Source organism: Streptomyces sp. NPDC002734 (assembly GCF_040295685.1).
Classification (GTDB): domain Bacteria; phylum Actinomycetota; class Actinomycetes; order Streptomycetales; family Streptomycetaceae; genus Streptomyces.
Genome location: NZ_JBEOVU010000037.1, coordinates 58,240 through 85,052, shown reverse-complemented (window position 1 = coordinate 85,052; position 26,813 = coordinate 58,240). Strand labels below are relative to the sequence as shown.

20 protein-coding genes are annotated in these 26,813 nt (G+C 73.9%); 13 read left to right on the top strand and 7 right to left on the bottom strand.

Annotated elements, in window-relative coordinates; genetic code table 11:
* Window positions 1-118: 118 nt before the first annotated feature.
* Window positions 119-703, top strand: a complete 585-nt coding sequence (locus ABT026_RS27180) for a TetR/AcrR family transcriptional regulator (RefSeq protein ID WP_351117788.1) — start codon at window positions 119-121, stop codon at window positions 701-703.
* A gap of 40 nt (window positions 704-743) precedes the next feature.
* On the opposite strand, the gene ABT026_RS27175 is transcribed toward ABT026_RS27180, so the two are convergent.
* The 7 genes from ABT026_RS27175 to ABT026_RS27145 are packed head-to-tail and all read right to left on the bottom strand — an operon-like array spanning window position 744 to window position 8,959.
* Window positions 744-1,577: an HpcH/HpaI aldolase/citrate lyase family protein gene (locus tag ABT026_RS27175; RefSeq protein WP_351117793.1), complete on the bottom strand. Its 834-nt coding sequence runs from the start codon at window positions 1,575-1,577 to the stop codon at window positions 744-746.
* Between the two features lie 8 nt (window positions 1,578-1,585).
* Window positions 1,586-2,815, bottom strand: coding sequence for a CaiB/BaiF CoA transferase family protein (locus tag ABT026_RS27170; RefSeq protein WP_351117787.1), 1,230 nt, complete (start codon window positions 2,813-2,815; stop codon window positions 1,586-1,588).
* Window positions 2,812-3,714 (bottom strand): ribokinase, encoded by a 903-nt coding sequence (gene rbsK / locus ABT026_RS27165; protein ID WP_351117786.1) that lies wholly within the window; start codon window positions 3,712-3,714, stop codon window positions 2,812-2,814. The genes ABT026_RS27170 and rbsK overlap by 4 nt, the downstream gene beginning before the upstream one ends.
* A complete protein-coding gene (locus ABT026_RS27160; RefSeq protein ID WP_351117785.1) occupies window positions 3,711-5,147 on the bottom strand; it encodes an ADP-ribosylglycohydrolase family protein in 1,437 nt (478 codons plus the stop codon). Before ABT026_RS27160 ends, rbsK begins: the two co-directional genes overlap by 4 nt.
* The gene (locus ABT026_RS27155; RefSeq protein ID WP_351117784.1) at window positions 5,135-6,454 is read right to left on the bottom strand and encodes an ADP-ribosylglycohydrolase family protein; all 1,320 of its coding nucleotides are present in this window, start codon (window positions 6,452-6,454) and stop codon (window positions 5,135-5,137) included. Before ABT026_RS27155 ends, ABT026_RS27160 begins: the two co-directional genes overlap by 13 nt.
* A gap of 7 nt (window positions 6,455-6,461) precedes the next feature.
* Complete coding sequence (locus tag ABT026_RS27150) at window positions 6,462-7,985, bottom strand: ADP-ribosylglycohydrolase family protein (protein ID WP_351117783.1); 1,524 nt, start codon at window positions 7,983-7,985, stop codon at window positions 6,462-6,464.
* Entirely contained in the window at window positions 7,982-8,959 is a 978-nt protein-coding gene (locus tag ABT026_RS27145; protein ID WP_351117782.1) for an ADP-ribosylglycohydrolase family protein, read from the bottom strand. Before ABT026_RS27145 ends, ABT026_RS27150 begins: the two co-directional genes overlap by 4 nt.
* Before the next feature lie 287 nt (window positions 8,960-9,246).
* On the opposite strand from ABT026_RS27145, the gene ABT026_RS27140 reads away from it, so the two are divergent.
* The 12 genes from ABT026_RS27140 to ABT026_RS27085 all read left to right on the top strand — a co-directional run bounded on the left by ABT026_RS27140 (window position 9,247) and on the right by ABT026_RS27085 (window position 26,697).
* Window positions 9,247-9,978: a VIT1/CCC1 transporter family protein gene (locus tag ABT026_RS27140; RefSeq protein ID WP_351117781.1), complete on the top strand. Its 732-nt coding sequence runs from the start codon at window positions 9,247-9,249 to the stop codon at window positions 9,976-9,978.
* A gap of 791 nt (window positions 9,979-10,769) precedes the next feature.
* Entirely contained in the window at window positions 10,770-15,305 is a 4,536-nt protein-coding gene (gltB, locus tag ABT026_RS27135; RefSeq protein WP_351117792.1) for a glutamate synthase large subunit, read from the top strand.
* Window positions 15,298-16,761: a glutamate synthase subunit beta gene (locus ABT026_RS27130; RefSeq protein WP_351117780.1), complete on the top strand. Its 1,464-nt coding sequence runs from the start codon at window positions 15,298-15,300 to the stop codon at window positions 16,759-16,761. The genes gltB and ABT026_RS27130 overlap by 8 nt, the downstream gene beginning before the upstream one ends.
* Before the next feature lie 278 nt (window positions 16,762-17,039).
* Window positions 17,040-17,402 (top strand): hypothetical protein, encoded by a 363-nt coding sequence (locus ABT026_RS27125; RefSeq protein WP_351117779.1) that lies wholly within the window; start codon window positions 17,040-17,042, stop codon window positions 17,400-17,402.
* A 135-nt stretch (window positions 17,403-17,537) separates the two neighbouring features.
* Window positions 17,538-18,257: a vWA domain-containing protein gene (locus ABT026_RS27120; protein WP_351117778.1), complete on the top strand. Its 720-nt coding sequence runs from the start codon at window positions 17,538-17,540 to the stop codon at window positions 18,255-18,257.
* A 116-nt stretch (window positions 18,258-18,373) separates the two neighbouring features.
* Complete coding sequence (locus ABT026_RS27115; RefSeq protein WP_351117777.1) at window positions 18,374-19,864, top strand: DUF4246 domain-containing protein; 1,491 nt, start codon at window positions 18,374-18,376, stop codon at window positions 19,862-19,864.
* A gap of 75 nt (window positions 19,865-19,939) precedes the next feature.
* The gene (locus tag ABT026_RS27110) at window positions 19,940-20,404 is read left to right on the top strand and encodes a DUF6011 domain-containing protein (RefSeq protein ID WP_351117776.1); all 465 of its coding nucleotides are present in this window, start codon (window positions 19,940-19,942) and stop codon (window positions 20,402-20,404) included.
* A gap of 427 nt (window positions 20,405-20,831) precedes the next feature.
* Window positions 20,832-21,656, top strand: a complete 825-nt coding sequence (locus ABT026_RS27105; RefSeq protein ID WP_351117775.1) for a maleylpyruvate isomerase family mycothiol-dependent enzyme — start codon at window positions 20,832-20,834, stop codon at window positions 21,654-21,656.
* A gap of 251 nt (window positions 21,657-21,907) precedes the next feature.
* Window positions 21,908-22,177, top strand: coding sequence for a DUF3349 domain-containing protein (locus ABT026_RS27100; protein WP_351117774.1), 270 nt, complete (start codon window positions 21,908-21,910; stop codon window positions 22,175-22,177).
* A gap of 84 nt (window positions 22,178-22,261) precedes the next feature.
* Window positions 22,262-22,630: a chorismate mutase gene (locus ABT026_RS27095; RefSeq protein ID WP_351117773.1), complete on the top strand. Its 369-nt coding sequence runs from the start codon at window positions 22,262-22,264 to the stop codon at window positions 22,628-22,630.
* Window positions 22,631-22,732: 102 nt separating this feature from the next.
* Complete coding sequence (gene pepN, locus ABT026_RS27090) at window positions 22,733-25,213, top strand: aminopeptidase N (protein WP_351117772.1); 2,481 nt, start codon at window positions 22,733-22,735, stop codon at window positions 25,211-25,213.
* A gap of 101 nt (window positions 25,214-25,314) precedes the next feature.
* Window positions 25,315-26,697, top strand: coding sequence for a lysine N(6)-hydroxylase/L-ornithine N(5)-oxygenase family protein (locus ABT026_RS27085; protein WP_351117771.1), 1,383 nt, complete (start codon window positions 25,315-25,317; stop codon window positions 26,695-26,697).
* Window positions 26,698-26,813: the final 116 nt, after the last annotated feature.

The following is a 26,813-nucleotide window of genomic DNA, read 5'->3' as shown; positions in this document are numbered from 1 at the left end:
GGTGGGCGGGCCCGTCGGCCCGCCCACCGCCCCGCACCGAGGCCCCGGGGGCGCCGCCTATCATGGGCCCCGAGCCCGAGCCCTGCCCCGTGACGAGCAACCAGGACCCCGCCTCCCCATGACGTCCCCACCGCTGCGCAAGGACGCTGCCCGCAACTGGGAGCGGATCGTCGCGGTCGCCCGCGACCTGGTCGACCAGGGCGCCGCACTGCAGCTCAACGACGTCGCGCGCCGGGCCGGCGTGGGGGTCGCCACGGTCTACCGGCACTTCGCCACGCCCGAGGCGCTGCTGGAGACCGTCGCCACCCCCTGTCTGGAGGACCTGGCCGCACACGGCGAGCAGGCCGTGGCCGACCCCGACCCCTGGCGGGGGCTCACGAGCTTCCTGTCCCGCGTCGTCGAGGCCCAGCTCACCGACGCGGCCCTGCCCCCGGTCGCCGCCGCGGCCGAGGACGCACTGCCGCGCACGACGCGGCTCAAGACGTCGCTCGCGAGCTCCGGCACCGCGCTCCTGGAGCGGGCGCGCGACGCCGGAGCCGTCCGCCCCGGCCTGGCCGCCGACGACCTGGTCCCCCTCATGTGCGGCATCGCCCACGCCGTGGCCGTCCACGGCGGCACGACCGGCGACCGGATCGACACCGGCCGCCGCTACCTCGCGACCCTGCTCGACGGCATGCGCCCCGGCCCGTCACACAGCACCTGAGCGGTGGCCGCGGGTCGGTGACGCGCGGCCACGGCGAGGGTCAGTGACGCGCGGCCACGGCGAGGGTGCGGTGGGCGGCGGCGAGGACGGCGGCGTCCACGAACCGGCCGTCGGGAAGCGCCTGCGCCCCGGGCCCGGCCCGACGGGCCGCCTCGACGATCTCCTCCGCCTCCTCGACCTCCCGCGCGGTCGGAAGGTACGCCCGCGCGATCACCGGCAGCTGCCGCGGGTGGATCGCCGCCCGCCCCAGGAACCCCAGTGCCCGCCCTCGCGCGCAGCCGGCCCGCAGCCCCTCCAGGTCCCGCACGTCCGGGTGGACGGACTGCGCCGGAGGCCGCAGCCCCGCCGCCCGGGCGGCCACCACCACCCGGGAGCGGCACCAGTCGAGCCCCGCGTCCTCCCGCACCCCGAGGTCCGCGCGCAGGTCGGCCTCGCCGAGGGAGACGCCGCCCACCGACGGATCGGCGCGGGCGATGCGGAACGCCTCCTCGACGCCCAGCGCGCTCTCCAGCAGCGGGAACAGCGGAAGCCCCGTCCGGTCCAGCGCGCTCGCCTGCCGCGCCACCCGGACCACCGTGTCCGGCGAGGTCACCTTCGGCAGCCGCACCCCGCCCAGCCCCTGGCAGGGCAGCAGCGTCTTCAGATCGGCACGCCCCTCCGGCGAGGACGGACAGTTCACCCGGACGTGTACCGGAACCGGCGGCTGCTCGGCCAGCAGCTCCGCCGTGGCGTCCCGGGCGTACTCCTTGCGGGCGGGCGCGACCGCGTCCTCCAGGTCGACGAGCACCACGTCCGCCCCCGCCCGCAGCGCCTTGGCGACCACCTCGGGCCGGTCCCCGGGCACGTACAGCAAGGTCAGCGGCGGCGCCGGCACCTCCGCGCTCACACGATCCCCTCCCGTCGCAGCGCCGCGATCTCCCGGGCGGTGAGCCCCGCCTCGGTGAGCACGGCCTCGGTGTCCGCCCCGTGCGGCCGCCCGGCCCAGCGGATCGCGCCGGGGGTCGCGGAGAGCCGGAACAGCACGTTCTGCATCCGCAGCTGCCCGAGCTCGGGGTCGTCCACGGTGGTGATGGTGCCCAGCGCCCGGTACTGCGGGTCCTCCATCACGTCCCGCACGTCCTGGACGGGAGCCACCGCGGCCTCCGCCTTCTCGAAGGCGTCCAGCACCTCCGACCGTCCGCGCCGGGCGATCCAGGCGCCGACCGCCTCGTCCAGCACGTCGCAGTGGGCGGCGCGCCCGGCACCGGTGGCGAACCACGGCTCGTCGACCAGCTCCGGCCGCCCCACCAGCCGCATCACCCGTTCGGCGACCGACTGCGCCGAGGTGGAGACGGCCACCCAGGTGCCGTCGGCGGTCCGGTAGGTGTTGCGCGGCGCGTTGTTCTGGGACCGGTTGCCGGTGCGCGGCTGGACGTGACCCAGCTGGTCGAACCAGAGCGGCTGCGGCCCCAGCACCGTGAGGATGGGCTCGATGATCGCCATGTCGACGACCTGCCCGCCGCCGGTGCGGTCCCGGGCGGCCAGCGCGGTCGTCACGGCGAAGGCGGTGGCCAGCGCGGCGATGGAGTCGGCCAGGCCGAACGGGGGCAGGGTGGGCGGCGCGTCCGGCTCGCCGGTGACGGCGGCGAAACCGCTCATCGCCTCCGCCAGGGTGCCGAAGCCGGGGCGGCGTGCGTACGGGCCGAACTGGCCGAAGCCGGTGACCCGGGCCAGCACCAGACGCGGGTTGACCGCGGACAGCTCCTCCCAGCCCAGACCCCACCGCTCCAGCGTTCCGGGGCGGAAGTTCTCCACCACGACGTCGGCGTCCCGGACCAGCCGCAGCAGCGTGTCGCGGCCGAGCGGCGCGGACAGGTCCAGGGTGATGTTCCGCTTGTTGCGGCCCAGCAGCTTCCACCACAGCCCGACGCCGTCCTTGGCGGGGCCGTGACCGCGCGAGGGGTCGGGCTTCGTCGGGTGCTCCACCTTGACCACGTCGGCGCCGAAGTCGCCCAGCATGGTGGCCGCGAGGGGCCCGGCGAACAGCGTGGCCAGGTCCAGGACCCGCAGCCCGGACAGCGGCGCGGGCCCGGCGGCGGGAGCGGGGGCGACGTCGGACAGGGGCTGGTTCATGACGTGTACCGTGCCTCGATCTCGGAGCGGTAGGGCATCGACGCCGACGCCCCCGGCCGCTGCACCGACAGGGAGGCCGCGGCGGCCGCCCAGCGCAGGGCCTCGGGCATCGGGCGCTTCTCGGTGAGGGCCACGGCCAGCGCACCGGCGAAGGTGTCGCCCGCCCCGGTGGTGTCCACCGCCCGCACCCGGGGCGAGGGGACCGGCACCGGCTCCGCGCCGCGCGCCGCCCAGAGACTGCCCGCCTCCCCGAGCGTCACCACCACCTCGGGCACCCGCTCCAGCAGCGTGAGCGCCGCCCGGCGCGGATCGGCCACCCCGGCCAGGGCGGCTGCCTCGTGCTCGTTGGGTAGCAACAGGTCGACGCAGTCGAGGAGTTCGGCGGGCAGGGGCCGGACCGGCGCGGGCGTCAGGACGGTCCGCACGCCGTGCGCGCGGGCCAGCCGGGCCGCGGCGACGACGGCCTCCAGGGGAGTCTCCAGCTGGAGCAGCAGCAGACCGGCGCCCCGCACCGCCTCCTCGTCGCGGGAAGTCAGCGAGGTCACGCCCGCGTTGGCGCCCGGGACGACCACGATGGCGTTGCCCCCCTCGTCGTCCACCACGATGTGGGCGGTGCCGGAAGGGCCCTCCGCGGTGCGCAGCCGGTCGGTGACCACCCCGGAGGCCTCCAGCGCGGAGCGCAGCCGCAGGCCGAAGGTGTCGTTGCCGACCGCGCCGATCATCGAGACGCGGGCGCCCGCACGGGCCGCGGCCACCGCCTGGTTGGCGCCCTTGCCGCCGGGCGCGGTGCGGAACTCGCGGCCGGTGACGGTCTCCCCGCGCCGCGGCGCCTTGGCCACGTAGGCGACGAGGTCCATGTTGGCGCTGCCGAGTACGACGATGTCGCCGACGGTGCTCATGAGGGGGCGCCCTCCAGGACGGTCCGGGCGGCCGGCGCCCGCTCCGGTCGCGGGCCCGGCGCGCAGAGGTGGGCGGTGGTGCGGCCGAGGGCGTCGAAGCCGACGCCGTCGAACCCGGCCACGGAGGTGGCGAGCCGGTTCTTCAGCGGCGCCGTCCACCGCTCGGGCAGCGCCCCGGGGGAGCCGGCCAGCAGCGCCGCCACGGAGCCGGCGGTGGCGCCGTTGGAGTCGGTGTCCCAGCCGCCGGACACCGCCCGGCAGACCGAGCCGGCGAAGTCCCCGTCCGCGTGGGTGAGGGCGGCGGCGATCAGGGCGGTGTTGGGCACCGCGTGCACCCAGTGGTGGCGCGCGTGCTCGGTGTGCAGCGCGTCCACCACCGCCTCGAACCCGGCCGCGTCGCCCGCGTGTTCGCCGGCCAGCCGGACGGCGTGCCGGACCGCCCGGGCGAGCCGGGAGCCGGGCGGGACGACGGCCAGCCCGGCCCGCAGACAGCCGTGCACGTCCACCCCGCCGCCCGCCGCGGCCGCGATCACGGCGGCGGCGAACATGGCGGCGTGCACACCGCTCCCGGTGTGGCTGAGGACGGCGTCGCGGTGCGCCTGCTCGGCCGCGGCGCCGGGGTCGCCGGGGTTGGTCCAGCCGTGCACGTCGGCCCGGATCAACGCGCCGATCCACTCACGGAACGGGTTGCGGTGGCGCGCGGTGTGCGGCGGCTCCACGCCGGACAGCAGGTTGCGGTAGGCGACCCGCTCCGCGGTGAACAGGCGGCCCGCTGGCAGCTCGTCCAGCCACAGACGGGCCACGTCCCCGGTGGTGAAGGAGCGGCCGTGACGGCGCAGCAGCAGCAGACCGAGCAGCGGGAAGTTGAGGTCGTCGTCCTCCGGCATGCCGTCGATGTTCTCGGCCAGCGAGGTACCGGCCGAACGGCGGTTCCAGGGGTGGGCGGCCGCCAGCTCGGCGGGCAGGCCGCGGGCGGTGAAGAAGGTGGTGAGCGGCCAGTCGCCGGTGGCCCGGGCCAGCGCCCGGATGCCCTCCAGCGGCAGCTTCTCCACCGGCTTGCCCAGCAGGCAGCCCGCCGCGCGCCCCAGCCAGGCGGCCTCCAGCCGGGCCGCGGAGGGCGGTGGGCCCGCGGCCGGGGCGGCCGGCCAGTCGGGGCAGAGCGCCTTGATCCGCTCCAGGTCGGTGGGCTCCGCCTCCGCCATCGGCGAGGGCAGTTCGGCCAGCTCGTCGAGCAGGTCCTCGGCGAGGGTGCGCAGGTAGCGCGAGACGGGCTCGGCGGAGGAGCCCGCCCGGTCGGGAGCCTCGGGGCCGCCGGCCGCGCGCCAGCGGGCGGCGACCGCGGCGACGGTCGCGGGGGAGCGGCCGTCCTGCGCGGCCTGCCGCAGCTCGTGGCCGAGCAGGTCCTCGGGCTGCACCCAGGTCAACCGGAGCACGCGGCACCTCCGATCGCGGTGAACGCGGCCTCGTGGGCGCGGCGGCGGGCGAGGTCCCGGGCGAAGACCTCACGCGCCACGGCGGCCAGGGAGCGGGCGGGGGCGTCCAGGTCGAGGCGGCTCGCCTCGGCGACCTGAGCGGCCCAGGCGGCGGGCGCGGGGGAGCCGAGCGCACCGGCCAGTGCGCCCGCCATGGTGGCGATCGAGTCGCAGTCCCGGCCGTAGTTGACCGCGCCGAGCACCGCCTGCTCGTAGTCGCCGCCGGCCACCAGCAGCATGCCGAGCGCCACCGGCAGCTCCTCGATCGAGTGCAGCCGCGACGGACGGCGGGCGCCCAGGGAGGGGGCGCGGTAGTCGGGGCCCACGGTGTCGAACGGGGCGACCGCCTCGCGCAGCGGGCCGAGCGCGGCCTCGAACTCGCCGTACCGGGCGGCCGTCCCGCAGACCGCCTCGATCGCCGCGCGGGTGCCGTCCTTGGCCAGCGACAGGCAGGCGGCGACCACCGACTCCGGGGTCGCGCCCGGCACGCAGGCCGCGGCCACGGCCGCCGCGAACACGCCCGCCGCCTCCCGCCCGTAGGAGGACTGGTGGGCGCCCGCCACCTCCAGTGCCTCGGCGTAGGCCGCCGCCGGATGAGCCGCGTTCACCAGGCCGACCGGGGCCATGTACATCGCGGCGCCGCAGTTGACGATGTTCCCGCAGCCGGCCTCGCGCGGGTCGACGTGCCCGTAGTGGATCCGCGCCACCAGCCACTTCTCGGCGAGGAAGATCCGCTGCAACGGCAGCGCCTCGGCCTCCAGTTCGGGGATCCAGCGCAGTTCGCCCATCAGGTCCGGGACCAGGTGCTCGGCGACCGCGTAGGCGTCGAGGTGGTCGCGGACGCGCTCGTAGACGCGGATCAGGGCGTGCGTCATCAAGGTGTCGTCGGTGACGTGCCCGTCGCCCTTGTGGTACGGCGCGACGGGGCGCGCGGTGCGCCACGCGTCGCCGTTCCAGGGGCCCACGACGCCCCGCACGCGGCCGCCGTGGCGTTCCAGGATCTGCTCGGGGGAGTACCCCTCGACCGGGCCGCCCAGCGCGTCGCCGACGGCCGCGCCGGTCAGGGCGCCGGCGACCCGCTCGTCCAGGGTCCGGGCGGGAGCCCCGGCCCTCGTCCCGGCCCCGGCCCCGGTCCCGGTCAGGGGAGCGGGCTCGGCGGCGGTCGGGGCGGCGGGTGCGTCCGCCGCCGCGGGGGTGGCCGTCGCGGTGGTGACGTCCGAGTCGTCGAGTGGTCCGTGGAGCGGCCTTTCGGGCGTGATGCGCGTCATGCCGGAATCATCCTCCGCCGGTGGCCGGTCGCCCCGCTTCCAGGCGTTCGGCGAGTTCCACCAGATCGGTGCCGGCGAGGCGGGGCAGGACGCAGCCGGAGAGCGAGCGGCAGGCCTGGCGCCAGGGGTCCGGCACCGCCCCGAAGCCGCCCAGAGCGCCGGTGAGCGCACCCGTGAGGGCGGGCGTGGAATCGGCCACCCGGGACAGACAGGCCGCCGCCGGCACCGCCTCGGCGAACCGCCCGCCGGACGCCAGCGCCAGGGCGAGCGCCACCGGCACGGTCTCCGCGGCGGCGATCCCGTAGCTGTACACGTGGTCCACGATCTGGTGCTCCAGCAGCGGCACCAGCGCGAACGCGCCCTCCGGGGCGCTCTCCCGGGCCAGGTGCAGGGCGTGCCGGGCGTTGCGTCCGGCCTCCGACGCGTCGGGCAGCTCGGCCAGCGCGGCGGCCACGCAGGCCTCCACGTCGGCGCCCGCCAGGGCGAGCGAGACGGCGGCGGCCATCGCGCGGGCGCCGTGCACGCCGTCGCCGTCCTGGGAGTAGCGGGCGTCGAACTCGGCGAGCTCCGCGGCGCGATGAGGATCACCCGGATGAGCGACAGCCAGGACGCACGCGCGTACACAGGCCGCGTCGTCGAAGTAGTGCGGATTGTCGTGGCCGGTGGCGGGCGGGCGCAGGCCGGTGGCCAGGTTGCCGAGTCCGGCGCGCACCGAGATCCGGGCGCGCAGCGGGATGGTGGCGGACTCCGCCTCGGGCGCCGCGCGCTCCGCCTCGGCGACCTCGTCGGCCACCGCGCTCCACGCCAGGTCGACGGCGGCCCGGATCCGGCGGTCGCGCTCCAGGTCGGCGAGGAGGGCGTCGTCGCCCGCGCGCAGCAGCGCCTGCGCGGTCCACGCCGCCCACTCGGCGTCGTCGGAGGGGCCCAGCCGCAGCGGGTCGGGCGGCTGGTTGAGGGCGATCGGCACGGGGAGGGTGGTGGTGGCGTTCTGCTCGGCGAACGCGTCCAGCTCCCGGGTGAGCCGCCGGGTCCACTCCGGCATCCGCGCCGCGCGGTGCCGGGCGGCGGGCCATCCGGCGGCGTCGCCCGCGGCGAGCCCCAGCAGCATCCCGGCCACCCGCCGCTCCCCGGGCCTCCCGGAGCCCGTCCGCCTCCGTCCCTCGGGTCGCGAGGCGGTGCCCGGGTCCTGCGCCGCGGCGCGGCGAGCGCGTGCGGCGGGGCCTGCGAGGTTCCCGCCGCCGGAGTGGGCGCCGCCGCCCGCACCGCCGGTCACCGCTCCGGGACGCGGGGTGTCGCCGGCTCCGGGGCCGGGGCCGGACGGGAGGAGCCGGCCAGGGGCGGACAGGGCGGGGGAGGCGGGGCCGGTGGACACGGGGCCTGGGTGCGCGAGCGGGCCCGGATCCGCCGGGCCAGGGGTCGCGGGCGTGAGGTCGGCCGTGAAGGCGTCCGGGGCGGAGGACGCGAGGTCGGCCGGGGTGGCGGCGGACGCGGTGAGGTCCGGGCCGGGGGCGGGGTCGGACGGGGGAGTCATGCGTGCTCCCTGGTGGAGGTGAGGAGGTCGGCGATGTCCACGACGTGCCGGCCCGCCATGGCCGGCAGACAGCTCCCGCGGACCGGGCCGATGGGGGCCGCCCACTCCTCGGGGATGGCGGCCACCCCGGAGGTCGCGCCGGCCAGCGCCCCGGCGACGGCGGCCGTGGTGTCGGCGTCGCGGCCCATGTTCACGGCGGTCAGCACCGCCTGGCGGAAGTCGCCCTCCGCGGCCGCGTACGCGCCGAAGGCGAGGGCCACGGCCTCCGGGGCCAGGTCGGTCCACGGGTAGCCCGCCACCACCACCGCGGACCGCACCGCCCGCTCCCCGCGGTGGGCGACCGCGACCGCGCGGCGCAGCGAACGGGCCGTCCACGAGTCGTCCGGGATCACCGCGAGGGCCGAGGCCACCACCGCCACCGCGGGCGCCCCGGTCATCGCTGCGGCCACCCCGGCAGCCACCGCCTGCCCGCCGTAGATGCCCTCGCCGTCGTGGCTGACCGAGCCGTCCACCGCCACCAGCCGCGCCGCCTCCGCGGGGCGGCCCGCCGCGAACACGCCGAACGGGGCGGCCCGCATGGCCAGCCCGTCGCTCCAGGCGTGCCGGTGCTGGGCGGAGACCGGCGCGGCCAGGCCCCGGCGCAGGTTCTCCAGCGTCCCGCGTTCGCTGAACCCGGCGCCCTTGAACGGCCCCTCGTCGCGGTCGGCGATCCACTCGTGCCAGGCCGCCTCCACGTCCGCGGCGGTCAGCGCGAAGCCGTGCCGGGCCAGCAACAGCCCGCAGAAGATGGCGTACTCGGTGTCGTCGGTGCCGGCCGGCTCCTCCTGGACGTACCCCGTGATGCGGCCCCAGCGGGCCCGGATCTCCGAGGGACGCAGGTTCTCCGCGGGGGCGCCGAGCGCGTCCCCCACGGCCAGGCCCAGCAGCGCTCCGCGCGCCCGCGCCCGCAGGTCCGGTGTGACGACGGCCGCCATGCGCGCCTCCTAGCGGGGAGGGGGATCCCTTGTGCCCTTGTGACGATCTGTGCCACGCCACCGCCCCGACCGACCCTCGGACACGCCGACGTCACCCGGACGACATCTGTGCGGGCTTTGCTTCGGATGAGCGGGATGGCCAAAAGTGCAGGTGAGGGCAGCCTTTCCTTGCTGGCGGGCCATGACTGAAGGGCGTAGCTTGGGGAACATCGAAAAGTAGATCCAGTCCAAACTGGCCGCGTGGCACGACGTCGTCCGCGCACCCGGCATGACCTTGAGCGGGAGACATGGCTGTTCTCGAGATGCGGGCGCCCCTGCATGAGGCGCACCGCGACAACCACACCCACCGTGACGTCAACGGCGGCTGGCTGCGTCCGGCCGTCTTCGGCGCCATGGACGGTCTGGTGTCCAACCTGGCCCTGATGACCGGCGTCGCGGGCGGCGCCGCCTCCAGCGGGACCGTGGTGCTCGCCGGGCTCGCGGGGCTGGCCGCCGGAGCGTTCTCCATGGCGGCCGGCGAGTACACCTCGGTCGCCTCCCAGCGGGAGCTGGTGGAGGCCGAACTCGACGTCGAGCGTGGCCAGCTGGCCCGCCACCCGCAGGCCGAGGAGGCGGAGCTCGCCGCCCTGTACGAGGCGCGCGGCGTGGACGCCGGAACGGCCCGCGAGGTCGCCCGCCAGCTCTCCCGCGACCCGGAGCAGGCGCTGGAGATACATGTCCGCGAGGAACTGGGCGTCGACCCGGGCGACCTGCCCTCCCCGACGGTCGCCGCGGTCTCCTCGTTCGGCTCCTTCGCGCTGGGCGCGCTGCTGCCGGTGCTGCCGTTCCTGTTCGGCGCCACCTCGCTGTGGCCCGCCGTGGTGCTCGCCCTCGTCGGGCTCTTCCTGTGCGGCGCGGTGGTCGCCAGGGTGACCGCCCGCAGCTGGTGGTTCAGCGGACTGCGGCAGCTGGTGCTCGGCGGCGCGGCGGCCGGCCTCACCTACCTTCTGGGCACCCTCATCGGCACCGCCGTCGGCTGACCGTCCCCTCCCGGCGGCCCCACGTGACCCTCCGGTCACGCCCGCCCCTGGTAACCCACCCGTAACGGCCCGTCCGGCGCGCCCGGACGGGCCCTCGCGCGCACCGCAGGCACCGCATGGCCGCCGTGTGCATGCCCCCGGTGCCGCCCCGCGATCACTCCCCGCCCCGCCGTGACGGGACACGGGGGCGCGGCCCGCGCGGCGGCAGGGCGGCGGAGGACGCGGGGCCGCAGGCACTCCGCGACCCTCCGCGCAAGGGTCCGTCGCAGGTCAACACCGTTTCGGCGGTGTGACATTCGTCCCCGCGACGTGGCTGGACAGGGGTCGTATCATGAAGGCTGCTCACATGTGTGAGGGGCTGCACGCAAGCGGCCACCCATGGTTTCGCATACGAAGCCACCGGGCATGAGCCGGAACGCGCCGGGCAAGGACGCCAGCGGCGCGCCTCTCCGAAGACGGGCGACGAAGCCTGTACCCAGGAATCGTCAGGACACCTTCCCTGGCACGTCTCCCGCATGCCCGCCGTCACCCGGCGGACCGGCGGTCACGGCTCCCCATGCGTCCGCATGGTGGAACGCGGTATCCAACTTCCGGGATTCCGTTTCACTATGTAACGCGCAGAAGAATCTTTTGCCACACAGCAGAGGGCCAACGTCGTCCCTCGGCATCAGTGCCCCCAGAGCCGCAGAGCCTGGGAGGACCTTTTCAGCCACATGACGACGACGGGAGAGCCGATGCGTACGCCGCGCCAGCCGTCCCAGCACTCCACGAACGGCCGTAACTGGTCGTACATGGATGCTCGCCCTGCTGCCCAGGGCCTCTACGACCCGCGCGACGAGCACGACGCCTGCGGCGTCGGTTTCGTGGCCAACCTGACCGGCGAGGCGAGCCACACGCTGGTCGACCAGGCACTCACCGTGCTCCGCAACCTCGAGCACCGCGGCGCCACCGGCTCCGAGCCCGACTCCGGCGACGGCGCCGGCATCCTCTCCCAGGTCCCCGACGCCTTCCTCCGCGAGGTCGCCGGGTTCGAACTCCCCGAGGCCGGCCGCTACGCCGTCGGCATCGCCTTCCTCCCGCAGGACGGCGCCGACGAGGCGGCCGCCCGCATCGACGCGATCGCCGCCGAGGAGAACCTCACCGTTCTCGGCTGGCGCGAGGTCCCCGTCGCCCCCGACCTGCTCGGCGCGACCGCCCGCTCCACGATGCCCGCCTTCCGCCAGGTCTTCGTGACCGACGGCGCCACCGCCGGCATCGAGCTGGACCGCAAGGCGTTCCTGCTGCGCAAGCGCGCCGAGCGCGAGCTGGGCGTCTACTTCCCCTCGCTGTCCGCGCGCACCATCGTCTACAAGGGCATGCTGACCACCGGCCAGCTCGAGCCCTTCTTCCCGGACCTCTCCGACCGCCGCTTCGCCTCGGCGATCGCCCTGGTCCACTCCCGGTTCTCGACCAACACGTTCCCGAGCTGGCCGCTCGCACACCCCTACCGGTTCATCGCCCACAACGGCGAGATCAACACCGTCAAGGGCAACCGGAACTGGATGAAGGCCCGCGAGTCGCAGCTGGTCAGCGAGCTGTTCGGCGAGGAGAAGCTGGAGCGGGTCTTCCCGGTCTGCACCCCCGACGCCTCCGACTCCGCCTCCTTCGACGAGGTCCTGGAACTCCTGCACCTCGGCGGCCGCTCGCTGCCGCACAGCGTGCTGATGATGATCCCGGAGGCGTGGGAGAACCACCCCACCATGGACCCGGCCCGCCGCGCGTTCTACCAGTACCACGCGGCCATGATGGAGCCCTGGGACGGTCCCGCCTGCGTCACCTTCACCGACGGCGTCCAGGTCGGCGCGGTCCTCGACCGCAACGGCCTGCGCCCCGGCCGCTACTGGATCACCGACGACGGCCTGGTCGTCCTCGGCTCCGAGGTCGGCGTCCTGGACATCGCCCCGGAGAAGGTCGTCCGCAAGGGCCGCCTCCAGCCCGGCCGGATGTTCCTGGTCGACACGGCCGAGGGCCGCGTCATCGAGGACGACGAGATCAAGCACGCCCTCGCCACCGAGCACCCCTACCAGGAGTGGCTGGAAGCCGCCGAGATCGAGCTCGAGGACCTCCCCGAGCGCGAGCACATCGTGCACACCCACGCCTCGGTCACCCGCCGCCAGCAGACCTTCGGCTACACCGAGGAAGAGCTGCGCGTCATCATCGCCCCGATGGCGAAGGCCGGCGCCGAGCCCATCGGCTCCATGGGCACCGACACGCCCATCGCCGCCCTCTCGCAGCGCCCGCGCCTGCTCTTCGACTACTTCACGCAGCTGTTCGCGCAGGTCACCAACCCGCCGCTGGATGCCATCCGCGAGGAGCTCGTCACCTCGCTGCGCTCCCCGCTCGGCCCGCAGGGCAACCTGCTGGAGCCCACCGAGGAGTCCTGCCGCAGCGTCGTCCTGCCCTTCCCGGTCATCGACAACGACGAGCTGGCCAAGCTCATCCACATCAACGCCGACGGCGACATGCCCGGCATGACCGCGGCCACCCTCTCCGGCCTCTACCGGGTCGCCGGCGGCGGCGCGGCCCTCGCCGCCCGCCTCGACGAGATCTGCGCCGAGGCCGACGCCGCCATCGCCGGCGGCGCCCGCCTCATCGTGCTCTCCGACCGGCACTCCGACGCCGAGCAGGCGCCGATCCCCTCGCTGCTGCTCACCGCGGCCGTCCACCACCACCTCATCCGCACCAAGCAGCGCACCCAGGTGGGCCTGCTGGTCGAGGCCGGCGACGTCCGCGAGGTCCACCACGTCGCCCTGCTCATCGGCTACGGCGCCGCGGCGGTCAACCCGTACCTGGCCATGGAGTCCGTCGAGGACCTGGTCCGCGCCGGAACGTTCCTCCCCGGCATCGAGGCCGAGCAGGCCATCCGCAACCTGATCTACGCCCTCGGCAAGGGCGTCCTGAAGGTCATGTCCAAGATGGGCATCTCCACCGTCGCCTCCTACCGCGGCGCGCAGGTCTTCGAGGCGGTCGGCCTCGACGAGGAGTTCGTCCACCGCTACTTCGACGGCACCGCCACCAAGATCGGCGGCGTCGGCCTCGACGTCGTCGCCCAGGAGGTCGCCGCCCGCCACGCCAAGGCCTACCCGGTCACCGGCATCGCGCCCGCGCACCGCACCCTGGAGATCGGCGGCGAGTACCAGTGGCGCCGCGAGGGCGAGCCGCACCTGTTCGACCCGGAGACCGTCTTCCGTCTCCAGCACTCGACGAAGACCGGCCGCTACGACGTCTTCAAGAAGTACACCGACCGGGTGAACGAGCAGTCCGAGCGCCTGATGACGCTGCGCGGCCTGTTCGGCTTCAAGAGCGACCGCGCCTCGATCCCCGTCGAGGAGGTCGAGCCGGTCTCCGAGATCGTCAAGCGCTTCTCCACCGGCGCCATGTCGTACGGCTCCATCTCCAAGGAGGCGCACGAGACCCTCGCCATCGCCATGAACCAGCTGGGCGCCAAGTCCAACACCGGTGAGGGCGGCGAGGACCCGGAGCGCCTGTACGACCCGGCGCGCCGCTCCGCGATCAAGCAGGTCGCCTCCGGCCGCTTCGGCGTCACCAGCGAGTACCTCGTCAACGCCGACGACATCCAGATCAAGATGGCCCAGGGCGCCAAGCCCGGCGAGGGCGGCCAGCTGCCCGGCCACAAGGTCTACCCGTGGGTCGCGAAGACCCGGCACTCGACGCCGGGCGTGGGGCTCATCTCCCCGCCGCCGCACCACGACATCTACTCCATCGAGGACCTCGCCCAGCTCATCCACGACCTGAAGAACGCCAACCCGAAGGCCCGCATCCACGTGAAGCTGGTCTCCGAGGTCGGCGTCGGCACGGTCGCGGCGGGCGTCTCCAAGGCCCACGCCGACGTGGTGCTCATCTCCGGCCACGACGGCGGCACCGGCGCCTCCCCGCTCACCTCGCTGAAGCACGCGGGCGGCCCCTGGGAGCTCGGCCTCGCCGAGACCCAGCAGACCCTGCTGCTCAACGGCCTGCGCGACCGCATCGTCGTGCAGACCGACGGCCAGCTGAAGACCGGCCGCGACGTCGTCATCGCCGCGCTGCTCGGCGCCGAGGAGTTCGGCTTCGCCACCGCGCCGCTGGTCGTCTCCGGCTGCGTCATGATGCGCGTCTGCCACCTCGACACCTGTCCGGTCGGCATCGCCACCCAGAACCCCGTCCTGCGCGAGCGGTTCACCGGCAAGGCCGAGCACATCGTCAACTTCTTCACCTTCATCGCCGAAGAGGTCCGCGAGCTGCTCGCCGAGCTCGGCTTCCGCTCCATCGACGAGGCCGTCGGCCACGCCGAGTTCCTCGACGTCACCCGCGCCGTCGACCACTGGAAGGCCCAGGGCCTGGACCTCGCGCCCCTCTTCCACGTGCCCGCGCTGCCCGAGGGCGCCGCCCGCCACCAGGTCGTCGCCCAGGACCACGGCCTGGAGAAGGCGCTCGACAACGAGCTCATCAAGCTCGCCGCCGACGCCCTCGCCGTCAACGACGCGGGCGACGTCCGCCCGGTCCGCGCCCAGGTCCCGGTCCGCAACATCAACCGGACCGTCGGCACCATGCTCGGCCACGAGGTGACCAAGAAGTTCGGCGGCGCGGGTCTGCCCGACGACACCATCGACGTCACCTTCACCGGCTCCGCCGGCCAGTCCTTCGGCGCCTTCGTCCCCCGCGGCATCACGCTGCGCCTGGAGGGCGACGCCAACGACTACGTCGGCAAGGGCCTCTCCGGCGGCCGCATCGTCGTCCGCCCGGACCGCGGCGCCAACCACCTCGCCGAGGGCTCGGTCATCGCCGGCAACACCGTCGCCTACGGCGCCACCGGCGGCGAGCTGTTCCTGCGCGGCGCCACCGGCGAGCGGTTCTGCGTCCGCAACTCCGGCGCCCTGGTCGTCTCCGAAGGCGTGGGCGACCACGGCTGCGAGTACATGACCGGCGGCCAGGCGGTCGTCCTCGGCCCGACGGGCCGCAACTTCGCGGCCGGCATGTCCGGCGGCACCGCCTACGTCCTCGACCTCGAGCTCGGGTACGTCAACGCCGGCAACCACGGAGCCGTCGAGGCCCTCGACGCCACCGACCTCGCCTGGCTGCACGACGTCGTGCGCCGCCACCAGGAGGAGACCGGCTCCACCGTCGCCGAGAAGCTCCTGGCCGACTGGGACAACGCCGGCCGGCGATTCAGCAAGATCATCCCCAGTGCCTACAAGGCAGTGCTCGCCGCCAAGGACGCCGCCGAGCGAGCCGGACTCGACGAGTCCGCGATCACCGAGAAGATGATGGAGGCGGCGACCAATGGCTGATCCCAAGGGCTTTCTCAACCACGGCCGTGAGGTCGCCCGGACCCGTCCGGTCGACGAGCGGCTGAAGGACTGGAACGAGGTCTACGTCCCCGGCTCCCTGCTGCCGATCGTCAGCAAGCAGGCCAGCCGCTGCATGGACTGCGGCATCCCGTTCTGCCACAGCGGCTGTCCGCTCGGGAACCTGATCCCCGAGTGGAACGACTACGCCTACCGCGAGGACTGGCAGAACGCCTCCGAGCGGCTGCACGCCACCAACAACTTCCCGGAGTTCACCGGGCGGCTGTGCCCGGCGCCCTGCGAGTCGGCGTGCGTCCTCGGCATCAGCCAGCCGCCGGTGACCATCAAGAACGTCGAGGTCTCGATCATCGACCAGGCGTGGGACAACGGGGACGTCGTCCCGCAGATCCCCGAGCGCCTGTCCGGCAAGACCGTCGCCGTCATCGGCTCCGGCCCGGCCGGCCTGGCCGCCGCCCAGCAGCTCACCCGGGCCGGCCACACGGTCGCCGTCTTCGAGCGCGCGGACCGCATCGGAGGCCTCCTCCGCTACGGCATCCCCGAGTTCAAGATGGAGAAGCGGCACATCAACCGCCGCATCGAGCAGATGCGCGCGGAGGGCACCAAGTTCCGCACCGGCGTGGAGATCGGCCGCGACCTCGACGCCGACAGCCTGCGCAAGCGCTACGACGCCGTCGTGCTGGCCGTCGGCGCCACCACGGCGCGCGACCTGCCGGTCCCCGGCCGCGAGCTCAAGGGCATCCACCAGGCGATGGAGTACCTGCCGCTCGCCAACAAGGTGCAGGAGGGCGACTACGTGGCCCCGCCGATCACCGCCGCGGGCAAGCACGTCGTCGTCATCGGCGGCGGCGACACCGGCGCGGACTGCGTCGGCACCGCCCACCGCCAGGGCGCGGCCTCCGTCACCCAGCTGGAGATCATGCCCCGCCCGAACGACGACCGGGACCCGGTCGGCCAGCCCTGGCCGACCTTCCCGATGCTCTACAAGGTGACCTCCGCGCACGAGGAGGGCGGCGAGCGGGTCTACTCCGTCTCCACCACCCACTTCGAGGGCGACGAGGACGGCAACGTCCAGTGGCTGCACCTCACCGAGGTCTCCTTCGTCGACGGCAAGCTCACCCCGAAGCCCGGCTCCGAGCGGAAGATCCCCGCCCAGCTGGTCACCCTCGCGATGGGCTTCACCGGCACCGACCGTGAGAACGGCCTGGTCGACCAGCTCGGCCTGGAGCTCGACGCGCGGGGCAACATCGCCCGCGACAAGAACTTCCAGACCAACGTCCCCGGCGTGTTCGTCGCCGGCGACGCGGGCCGCGGCCAGTCCCTCATCGTGTGGGCCATCGCCGAGGGCCGCAGCGCGGCGCGCGGCGTCGACCGTCACCTGACCGGCACCAGCACCCTGCCGGCGCCGATCCTCCCGGACGACCGCGCCCTGGTCGCCTGACCCGGACAGGCGCGTCGGCCCGGCCCGCCGGCCCGGGCCGACGCCGCCGAGTGCTCCTCCGCCCCGCTCCCCGTCCACGGGAGGCGGGGCGGAGCCGTTTCCGCGGAACGGGGAAAGCCGCCCGCCGGTCCGTCCCGAGGACCCCTGTGTCACTGCGTGGACACCCCCTGATGTTTTCGCAGAGTCCTGCATGACATCGCTGTGCTGCCGTTCCTCGACGACGGGTGCGCGCCGTCGCCCGTGAAGCAGCTCGCACGGCGGCGAGGGAAGGACAACGCATGCTGCAGGCGTTGGGCCTGAGCGGGAAGTACAGCGGCTCCGTCACCGCGACCGCCGGGAGCGGCGAGTCGGCGCACGCCGCTCTCGGCTTCGTCACCGCCGTGGAGCAGCACGACGTCACGCTGAACATCACCGACCGCTTCGGCAAGGTCCCGCAGGCGCTCCGCTTCACCCTGCACCGGCTGGACAACACCGTCCGGGAGACCCGCACCCTCTACGACACCGGCACGGCGTCCATGTGCGGGCTGCTGCCGCCGGCCGGGGAGCACCGCTCGACCTCCCACCTCGCCGCCGTCCCCTCCGTCCCGCTGCCCACAGCGTTCGCCCGGGCGTGGGAGGGCGCGAGGACGCGACGGGGATGATCACCGTGCCCGGGACCGGGGGGCTGCCCGCGTGAGCGGCGCGCCCCCCCGGCCGGGCGTCCCGCGTCCTCCCGTACCCTCCTGGGCAGGAGCGCCCCGGCCTGGCGGGGCGCCCGGGGGAGGGGAGCAGCGGCCATGCCCGCCATCAGCCTGACCAAGGTCGAGCAGAGCGCGCCCGCGCTGGTCGACCTGTACAAGAAGGCGGGGCGCACCGTCGCCCACCACGGGCTGGAGGGCGAACGCGCCGCCGTCCACCTGGTCGTGGACTACAGCGGCTCCATGCGGCCGTACTACAAGGACGGCAGCGTCCAGGCCCTCGCCGACCGCGTGCTGTCCCTGGCCGCCCACTTCGACGACGACGGCATCGTCCCCACCGTCTTCTTCTCCACCGAGGTGGACGCGGTCACCGAGATCGACCTCGCCCACCACCAGGGCGCGATCGACCGCGTCCTCGCCGGACTCGGTCACATGGGGAAGACCAGCTACCACCTCGCCATGGACGCCGTCATCGACCACCACCTCGACAGCGGCGCCACCGCGCCCGCCCTGGTGATCTTCCAGACCGACGGCGGCCCGATCAGCCGCCCCGCCGCGGAACGCTACGTCTGCAAGGCGGCCAAGCTGCCCATCTTCTGGCAGTTCGTCGGCTTCGGCGACCCGGACAGCAAGCAGTTCGACTTCCTGCGCAAGCTCGACGAACTCGACGTCCCCGGCAAGCGCGTCGTCGACAACGCCGGCTTCTTCCACGCGGGACAGGACCCGCTCAGGCTCTCCGACGACGAGCTCTACGAGCGCCTCCTCGGCGAGTTCCCCGCCTGGCTCCGCGCCGCCCGCGCCCAGGGCATCGTGCGCTGACCGGGTCCCCGGCACGGCTCCAACAGCCGTGCGCGCGACCGCAGTTCAGCTCAGTACATGTCAGCGCCTCGCAGTAGTGTTCGGGCCGTCGCACCTACTGTGAGGACCGAGCGAAATTGACCGAGCTGTCTCCCTTCCCCCTGCCCTTCTCCGCCCATCACCACTACGGGACACCCCGCACCCTGCGCGAGCTCCAGATGATGCGGTGCAGCGCCCACATCCGGTCGAAGCCCGAGTGGTTCGTCAAGCGGAACGACGCGGACGTCGTCGCCCGGTGGACCCGTGAGGCGGTCGAACAGGGCCTGACCGAGGCGCAGACACGGTACGTGCTCGCCGAGCTCGCCCGGTACGCCGAGCTGCGGGACGAGCGGACCGGCGTCGAGGTGTCCGCCGTGGACGGGGTGTGGCACTCGGACACCCTCGTCGAGGACGAGCTGAGGTCCAGGCTCCGTGAGGCCGTGCGGGTCCTCGAAGAGGTCCCCGACGAGGAGAAGGACTGGCACCCGGGCTCCGAAGGCCAGGTACTGGACCTGGTGCACCCCTCGCTGTTCTGCCTCGTGCGAGACGTCAGCGGCGCACCCGAGCGGGCGTGGCAGCGGCCGGACACCTCCTGGGGCCAGAAGTACGAGTTCTCCGAGCGCTTCCAGTGGCTGCCCACGGACGTCGAGGTCGGCGACGAGGGCGAGGTCACCTTCCGCTCGTACGTCAACAACGTGCACCCGGTCGACCATCGCGAGCTCGCCTCCGTACTGCCCGAACTGTTCGCGCGGGTACGCCCGTTGTTCGAGAACGTGCTCACCGACCTGAGGCGTCCGGAGATCCTGCGGATCGAGGCGGACCCCTACAGGTGGTACGACGCGACGGAGCCGGCCCCGCCCGGGAGTGACGACCCGGAGGCCTTCGCCGCGTGGCGGGAGGCGATGGACGCGTGGTACGACAACCGCCGTCCGGACGTCCCGGACGCACCGGACTACGTCCCGCCCGCCTCGCCCGACGAGACCGAGCGGGTCGACCTGCGCGGCCGGGGTCTCCAGGTCATCGTCAAGCTCGCCACCATCCACCTCACCCCGGAGCGCCCCGAGTACGCCGGAGGCTCCTGGCACGTCGAGGGGATGGAGAACGAGCGGATCGTCTCGACCTGCCTGTACTACTGGGACAACGAGAACATCACCGAGAGCCGGCTGAGCTTCCGCACGGCGCTCGACGAGCCGGAGGAGTACGAGCAGAGCGACGACGACGGCATGAACGAGGTCTACGGGCTGGAGAACGCGAGCCCGCTGAACCAGGAGCTCGGTTCCGCATCCACCCCGGCCGGCCGCTGCCTGGCATTCCCCAACGTCCTCCAGCACCGGGTCGCGCCGTTCCGCCTCGCGGACCCCGCCAGGCCCGGGCACCGGAAGATCCTCGCCTTCTTCCTGGTCGATCCGTCGCAGCGCATCGTCTCGACCTCCGACGTGCCGCCGCAGCAGCCGTGGGCCGACACGTCGACCATGACGCTGGAACAGGCCAGGCAGTACCGCGAGGAGCTGATGAAGGAGCGCAAGTTCTTCGTCGACGAGCACAACCAGCAGGTCTACGAGCGGGAGTTCTCCCTCTGCGAGCACTGACCTGCCGGGAGGCCGGCGTGGCGGGCCCGTGATGGTGGGGCCCGCGCCACGCCGGCGCTCCGACATGATCACGTGGTGAGCGAGACGAGCGCCCCGGCCGTCGAGGCCGTCGAGGCCGTCGAGTCACATGTCCGGGCGTTCTTCGCGGGCCGCTCCGTGGAGGCCGTCACGCACGACCTGGCGCCCGGGCGGCGCGAGGTGCTGCCGGTGACCCGCGCCGGGATCGGGTACCGCAGGCGGCACGGACACGAGGCGTTGGGGCGGCTCTTCGACGCGGCGGGGATCGTCCCGACGGACCCGTTCAGGGCCTCGGTCGTCCGACGCGGCCGGTCCGGTCACACTGGTCCCATGACGTACCAGCAGGAAGCACTCACCGACCCGCCGCCGGGCCTGCCGCGGCGGGTCCGGTGCCGCCTGTGCGGATCCGAGCTCCGGGACGCTGAGTCACGCCGCAGGGGCTTCGGACCGGAGTGCGACCCGGACCGCCGGTTCGGGCACCGCTCCCACGACGTCGACCAGGAGCCCCTGCCCGGCCTGTGATCCCTGCCGGAGGACCCGTTTCAGGCCGACGACGCTGCCGCGGGGCGGGGCGGGGCGTGGCGGGGCGGGGCGGACGCGCACGGGCGCGGGGGCGGCGGTGAAGGCCGCGGCTCCCGCTCGGGGAAGCACCGCCCACAACCGGAGGGACGGGCAGACCTCCCGCGACTCGCTGAACAGGCATGCGGACAGGCCGAGTCCGCCGGCGGCGAGGCCGGCCGCCTCGACCGTGCCGACGAGACCACGCGTGTGCGGACGCCCCGGCCATCCCCACGCCGTCAGGGGGCAGCGGAACGGCTCGCAAACGTCCACCGACGGTCTCGGTTCTCCCTGCACTCGGGCGCCACGCCCTCTTGTTACTGACCGGTGAGTCTGGTTTCGTGCCGTGCTACAAGGCGTGATCACCTGGACGCGAGGAGAAGCGAGCGACGTGGAGCGGGGAGCACGGACGAGGACGGAGGACTCCCTGCCGCAGGGAGTCGGTCAGGCGATACGGGAGACAGCCGGCGAGATCGCCGCGCTCCTGGCCGACGCGACGGACATGACCGGTCCCGTACCAGGGCTGGAGTGGACCGTCGGCGAGACGGCCGCCCACCTGGCACTGGCCAACGGCCTGATGGCCGATGTCGCGTCCGGCCAGGAGCGCCCCTACGGAGACGGCACGCCGCGGAGTATCGCTGCGGCCAACGCGCGGAGTCTCGCCGATTTCCCCGAACGCACGGCGGAACCGCTGGCTGCGATGATCGTGGAGCAGGCCGACAGATTCCTGGACGCGGTGGGTCGAGCCACGACCCACGGGACCGCGGCGCAGACGTTCCTGACTCCGCTGGGCCCCCTGGACCACAGCACCTTCGCCTCGTACCTGCTCACCCATATGCTGGGCCACGGTTACGACCTCGCCCGCGGACTGCGCCGACCGCACATGATCAACGCGAGCCGGGTCGAGTTGTGCCTGCCGTTCCTGCAGACAGCGATGCCGCGTCTTTCCGCCGCCCCCGAACTGACGGCCCGTTACACCCTGCGTCTCAGGGGAGGCACGACATTCGGCGTCACGTTCACCGACGGCACGGTCGAGGTGCTACCGCGCGCGCCGGAACGTCCGGACTGCACCATCGTCACCGAGCCGGTCGCCTTCCTCCTCATGGGGCTGGGGCGCATGAGCCCGTGGCAGGCCATGGCACGCGGAGCCGTACTCGCCTGGGGCCGCAGACCCTGGCTCGCCCTCCGCTTTCCCGAGCTGTTCCACGTACCCTGACCACGGCGCCACGGCGCCACGGCGCCACGGCGCCCCGGCGCCACGGCGCCACGGGCCCGGCCCCGAGACCCCGTCGCGGCGAACCGGGCCCAACGCCCTGTCGTCAGGCGGTCCCGTACGGCGTCACACACCTGGGTCCTGGGTCGCGACGCATCACGGCCGGAGGCGCCGGCCGGACCGTGGCCCGCGCCACCCGCGGGCCGGAGCCCCCACGCTCAGAGCGGAGCCGTGTCGCCCGGGGAGCCGACCGCATGGAACCCCACCTCACCGAAGTCGTCGCCCTGCTGCGGCAGGCGTTCCCCGCGGGGATCGACGGGGACGACCGGCTGCCGTTGCTCGCGGCGCTGTCCGAAGGGCTCTGCGAGGAGAACGTCGGCCGCGTCGGAGCGGCGTTCCTGGGGGCGGACCGGCACACGGTGGAGAACGACGCCGCCCGCCCGCTGGACAGCGCGCAGTTGGAGCGTGCCGCCGCGCTGCGCGGGCGCCTCGCACGGTACGGCTGGGACCCGGACGAGAGCTGAGCGGCGCCGTACGGGTCACGGCGGCAGCCCACACTGTGGAACCCCGCCACCAGGCGTTCGTCCCGCCGCCTACAGTGATCGACCATGACGACCAGCAACAACGCCCCCGTCGACCCCGCCGTCCGCGAGGAGCTCGGCCGCCTGCGCGACAGCATCGACAACATCGACGCCGCCGTCGTCCACATGCTCGCCGAACGCTTCAAATGCACCCAGCAGGTCGGCTTCCTCAAGGCCAAGCACCAACTGCCGCCCGCCGACCCGAACCGCGAGTCCGAGCAGATCGCCCGCCTGCGGCGGCTCGCCGAGAGCGCCAAGCTCGACCCCGCCTTCGCGGAGAAGCTGCTCAACTTCGTCATCGCGGAGGTCATCCGCCACCACGAGCGCATCGCCGAGCAGACCGACGACAGCGGCGACGGCACCGGCGACGGCACCGGCGACGGCACCCCTGCCTGACCCCGCCGCCGCCCCCGTGCGCCCCGCCACGCCCCGCACGCCCGGGGCAACGAGCGCATAACCCCCCTGCGCACACAGCCCCGCATCAGGCAGCATGTGCCCATGTCCGTACTGACGCGCGACGAAGCGCAGACCCGAGCAGACCTCCTCACGGTCCAGCACTACACCGTGGCCCTCGACCTCACCACCGGCGAGGACACCTTCGACTCCCGGACCACCGTCCGGTTCACCGCGCGCGCCGACGCGGACACCTTCGTCGAGCTCAAGCCCGCCGCACTGCGCACCGCCACGCTCGACGGACACCCGATCGACCCGGCCGCCCTCGACGAAAACCGGCTGCCCCTCACCCTCACCGCCGGCGAGCACGAACTCGTCGTCGACGCCGCCATGCGCTACTCCCGCACCGGCGAAGGCATGCACCGCTTCACCGACCCCACCGACGGCGAGAGCTACGTCTACACGCAGCTCTTCCTCGACGACGTCCAGCGCGTCTACGCCGCCTTCGACCAGCCCGACCTCAAGGCCACCTTCGACGTCACCGTCAAGGCGCCCGAAGGCTGGACCGTCCTCGCCAACAGCCGCACCACCCACGACGGCGACGGCACCTGGACCGCGGCCACCACCCCCGCCATCTCCACCTACCTGCTGGCCGTCGCCGCGGGCCCCTGGCACTCCATCCGCACCCAGCACCGCGGACTGCCCTTCGGCATCCACTGCCGGGCCAGCCTCGCCCCCCACCTCGAGACCGACGCCGACGAGATCCTCGAGATCACCACCCGCTGCTTCGACCGCTACCACGCCAAGTTCGACGAGCCCTACCCCTTCGACTCCTACGACCAGGCGTTCGTCCCCGAGTTCAACGCCGGCGCCATGGAGAACCCCGGCCTCGTCACCTTCCGCGACGAGTTCGTCTACCGCTCCGCCGTCACCGACACCGAACGCCAGACCCGCGCCATGGTCATCGCCCACGAGATGGCCCACATGTGGTTCGGCGACCTCGTCACCCTGCGCTGGTGGGACGACATCTGGCTCAACGAGTCCTTCGCCGAGTACATGGGCTACCAGACCCTCGTCGAGGCCACCCGGTACACCGACACCTGGACCGAGTTCGCCGTCACCCGCAAGAGCTGGGGATACGACGCCGACCAGCGGCCCTCCACCCACCCCGTCGCCCCCGACGACGTCCCCGACACCGCCGCGGCGCTCCTCAACTTCGACGGCATCTCCTACGCCAAGGGCGCCAGCGCCCTGCGCCAGCTCGTCACCTGGCTCGGCGAGAAGGACTTCCTGGCCGGCATCAACACCCACTTCGCCCGCCACAAGTTCTCCAACGCCAGCCTCGCCGACTTCCTCGACTCCCTGGCCGCCCACACCGACCGCGACGTCCACGCCTGGGCCGACGCCTGGCTGCGCACCAGCGGCGTCGACACCCTCACCGCGACCGTCGACACCGAACCCGGCCACTGGAGCCTCGCCCTCGGCCACCAGGGCAGCCGCCCCCACCGCATCACCGTCGCCGTCTACGACCGCGTCCTGGGCACCGACCGCACCCTGGTCCTGCGCGAACGCCACGAGACCGACGTCCCCGGCGGGCCCGAGACCCACACCGGCGTCCGCCCCGCCCTCGTCGCCCCCAACGACCACGACCAGACCTACGCCAAGATCCGCCTCGACGCCGACTCCCTGGAGACCGTCCTGGGCGGACTCTCCCAGGTCCCCGACGGCCTCACCCGCGCCGTCCTGTGGAACACCCTGCGCGACATGGTCCGCGACGGCGAACTCGCCCCCCTCGACTACCTGCGGACCGCGAGCGCCCACCTCCCCGAGGAGAGCGACCTCGCCATCGTGCAGGGCGTCCTCACCTTCGCCCGCGTCCAGATCGCCGACCGCTACCTCGCACCCGGCCGCCGCGCCGAGGCCCTCGCCCTCATCGGCGAACTCTGCCGCGACCTCCTGCGCCGCACCGAGGACGGCTCCCAGCCCGGCCTGCGCCTCACCGCCGTCCGCCACCGCATCGACAGCGCCCTGCGCCCCGACACCCTCACCGCCTGGCTCGCCGACGACACCGTCCCCGGCGGCCCCGAACTCGACCCCGAACTGCGCTGGCGCATCCTCGCCCGCCTCGCCCTCCTCGGCGCCGCCGACGAGGACGCCATCGCCGCCGAACTCGAACGCGACCCCAGCGCCACCGGCCAGGAAGGCGCCGCCCGCTGCCGCGCCGCCCTCCCCGACGCCGAGGCCAAGAAGCGCGCCTGGGACGCCATGTTCCGCGACGACGACCTCTCCAACTACCTCTTCACCGCCACCGCCAAGGGCTTCTGGCAGCCCGAACAGGCAGACCTCACCGCCGAGTACGTCACCCGCTTCTTCACCGACGCCCCGGCCGTCGCCCGCCGCAGGGGACCCGCCATCGCCGAGGCCGCCGGCCACTGGGCCTTCCCCGCCCACGCCGTCGACCAGGACACCCTGCGCCGCGGCAGGCAGACCCTCGACGGCGACGACGTCACCCCCGCGCTGCGCCGCAAGCTCACCGACCAGCTCGACGACCTCGCCCGCGCCCTGCGGGTCCGCGAGGCGAGCTGACCGCACCGGACGGAGAAGGACAGGGGACGCGGGCCGGCCGCCCGCGTCCCCACACCCCCGCGGTCGTTAGCACTCCGGACCCCCACGGAGGACGACCACCCATGACACACCCCGCACCGGACGACACCGCCCGCGAGCTCCCGGCCGCTCCCGAGCAAGGGGAACCCTCACCGCGCGACCTGGTCGGCATCGGCATCGGCCCCGCCAACCTCTCCCTCGCCGCCCTCGCCCAGCCCCTCGACCAGCTCGACACCGCCTTCTACGAACGCCGCCCCGGCTTCGACTGGCACGCCGGCCTCCTCATCGAGGGCACCACGCTCCAGGTCCCCTTCCTCGCCGACCTGGTCACCCTCGTCGACCCCGCCAGCCCCTGGAGCTTCCTCAACCACCTCAGGGCCAAGGACCGGCTCTACCCCTTCTACTTCGCCGAACGCTGGCACATCCACCGCGCCGAGTACGACGCCTACTGCCGCTGGGTCAGCGAACGCCTCCCCGGCCTCCACTTCCGCCACCGGGTCGACACCATCCGCTGGAACCCCCGCCGCGCCCTCTTCGAGGTCGACCACACCCGCCTCGACCCCGACGGCCGGCCCCACAGCCGCCACCGCACCCCGGCCCGCCACATCGCCCTCGGCATCGGCACCGAACCCCACGTCCCCGAACCGCTGCGAGCCCTCACCGACGACGCACGCACCCCCGTCGTCCACTCCGGCGACTACCTCCACCACCGCGACACCCTGCTCGCCGCCCGGCACGTCACCGTCATCGGCACCGGACAGTCCGGCGCCGAGGTCTTCCTCGACCTGCTCCGCCACCGCCCCGCCGGCCTCGAGAACATCCACTGGCTCGGCCGCACCCCCGCCTTCGCCCCCATGGAGTACTCCAAGCTCGGGCTCGAACACTTCACCCCGGACTACACCCGCTACTTCCACCAGCTCGACGAACCCGTCCGCGACCAGCTCGTCGCCGGCCAGTGGCAGCTCCACAAGGGCATCGACACCGACACCATCGCCGCCATCCACGACGAGCTCTACCGCCGCACCCTCGACGGCGGCCGCCCCGACACCCACCTCACCCCCGCCGTCCACGTCCACACCGCACAACGCACCACCGAGGGAACCGTCCGCCTCGGCCTCGAACACACCCAGCAGCGCACCCGCGCCACCCTGGAGACCGACGCCGTCGTCCTCGCCACCGGCTACCGCCAGCGCCCCCTGGACCCCCTCCTCACCGGCCTCGCCCCCCACCTGCGCCGCGACAACGCCGGCCGCCCCCAGATCGACGAGCACTACCGGCTGCGCCTCGACGACAGCATCACCGGCCACGTCTACGTCCAGAACGCCGAACTCCACACCCACGGCGTCGGCGCACCCGACCTCGGCCTCGTCGCCTGGCGCAGCGCCACCATCCTCAACACCCTCACCGGCAAGGAGGTCTACCGGCTGCCCCGGCGCACCGCCTTCACCACCTTCGGCCTGTGCTGACCAGCCCACCCGGCGGAGCACGGAGGCACGGGGAGCGCGGAGGAGGACGAGGGGGGACGAGGGAGGGCGGGGGAAGAAACGCCGACGGCGCCGGCGGGAGAACCCGCCGACGCCGC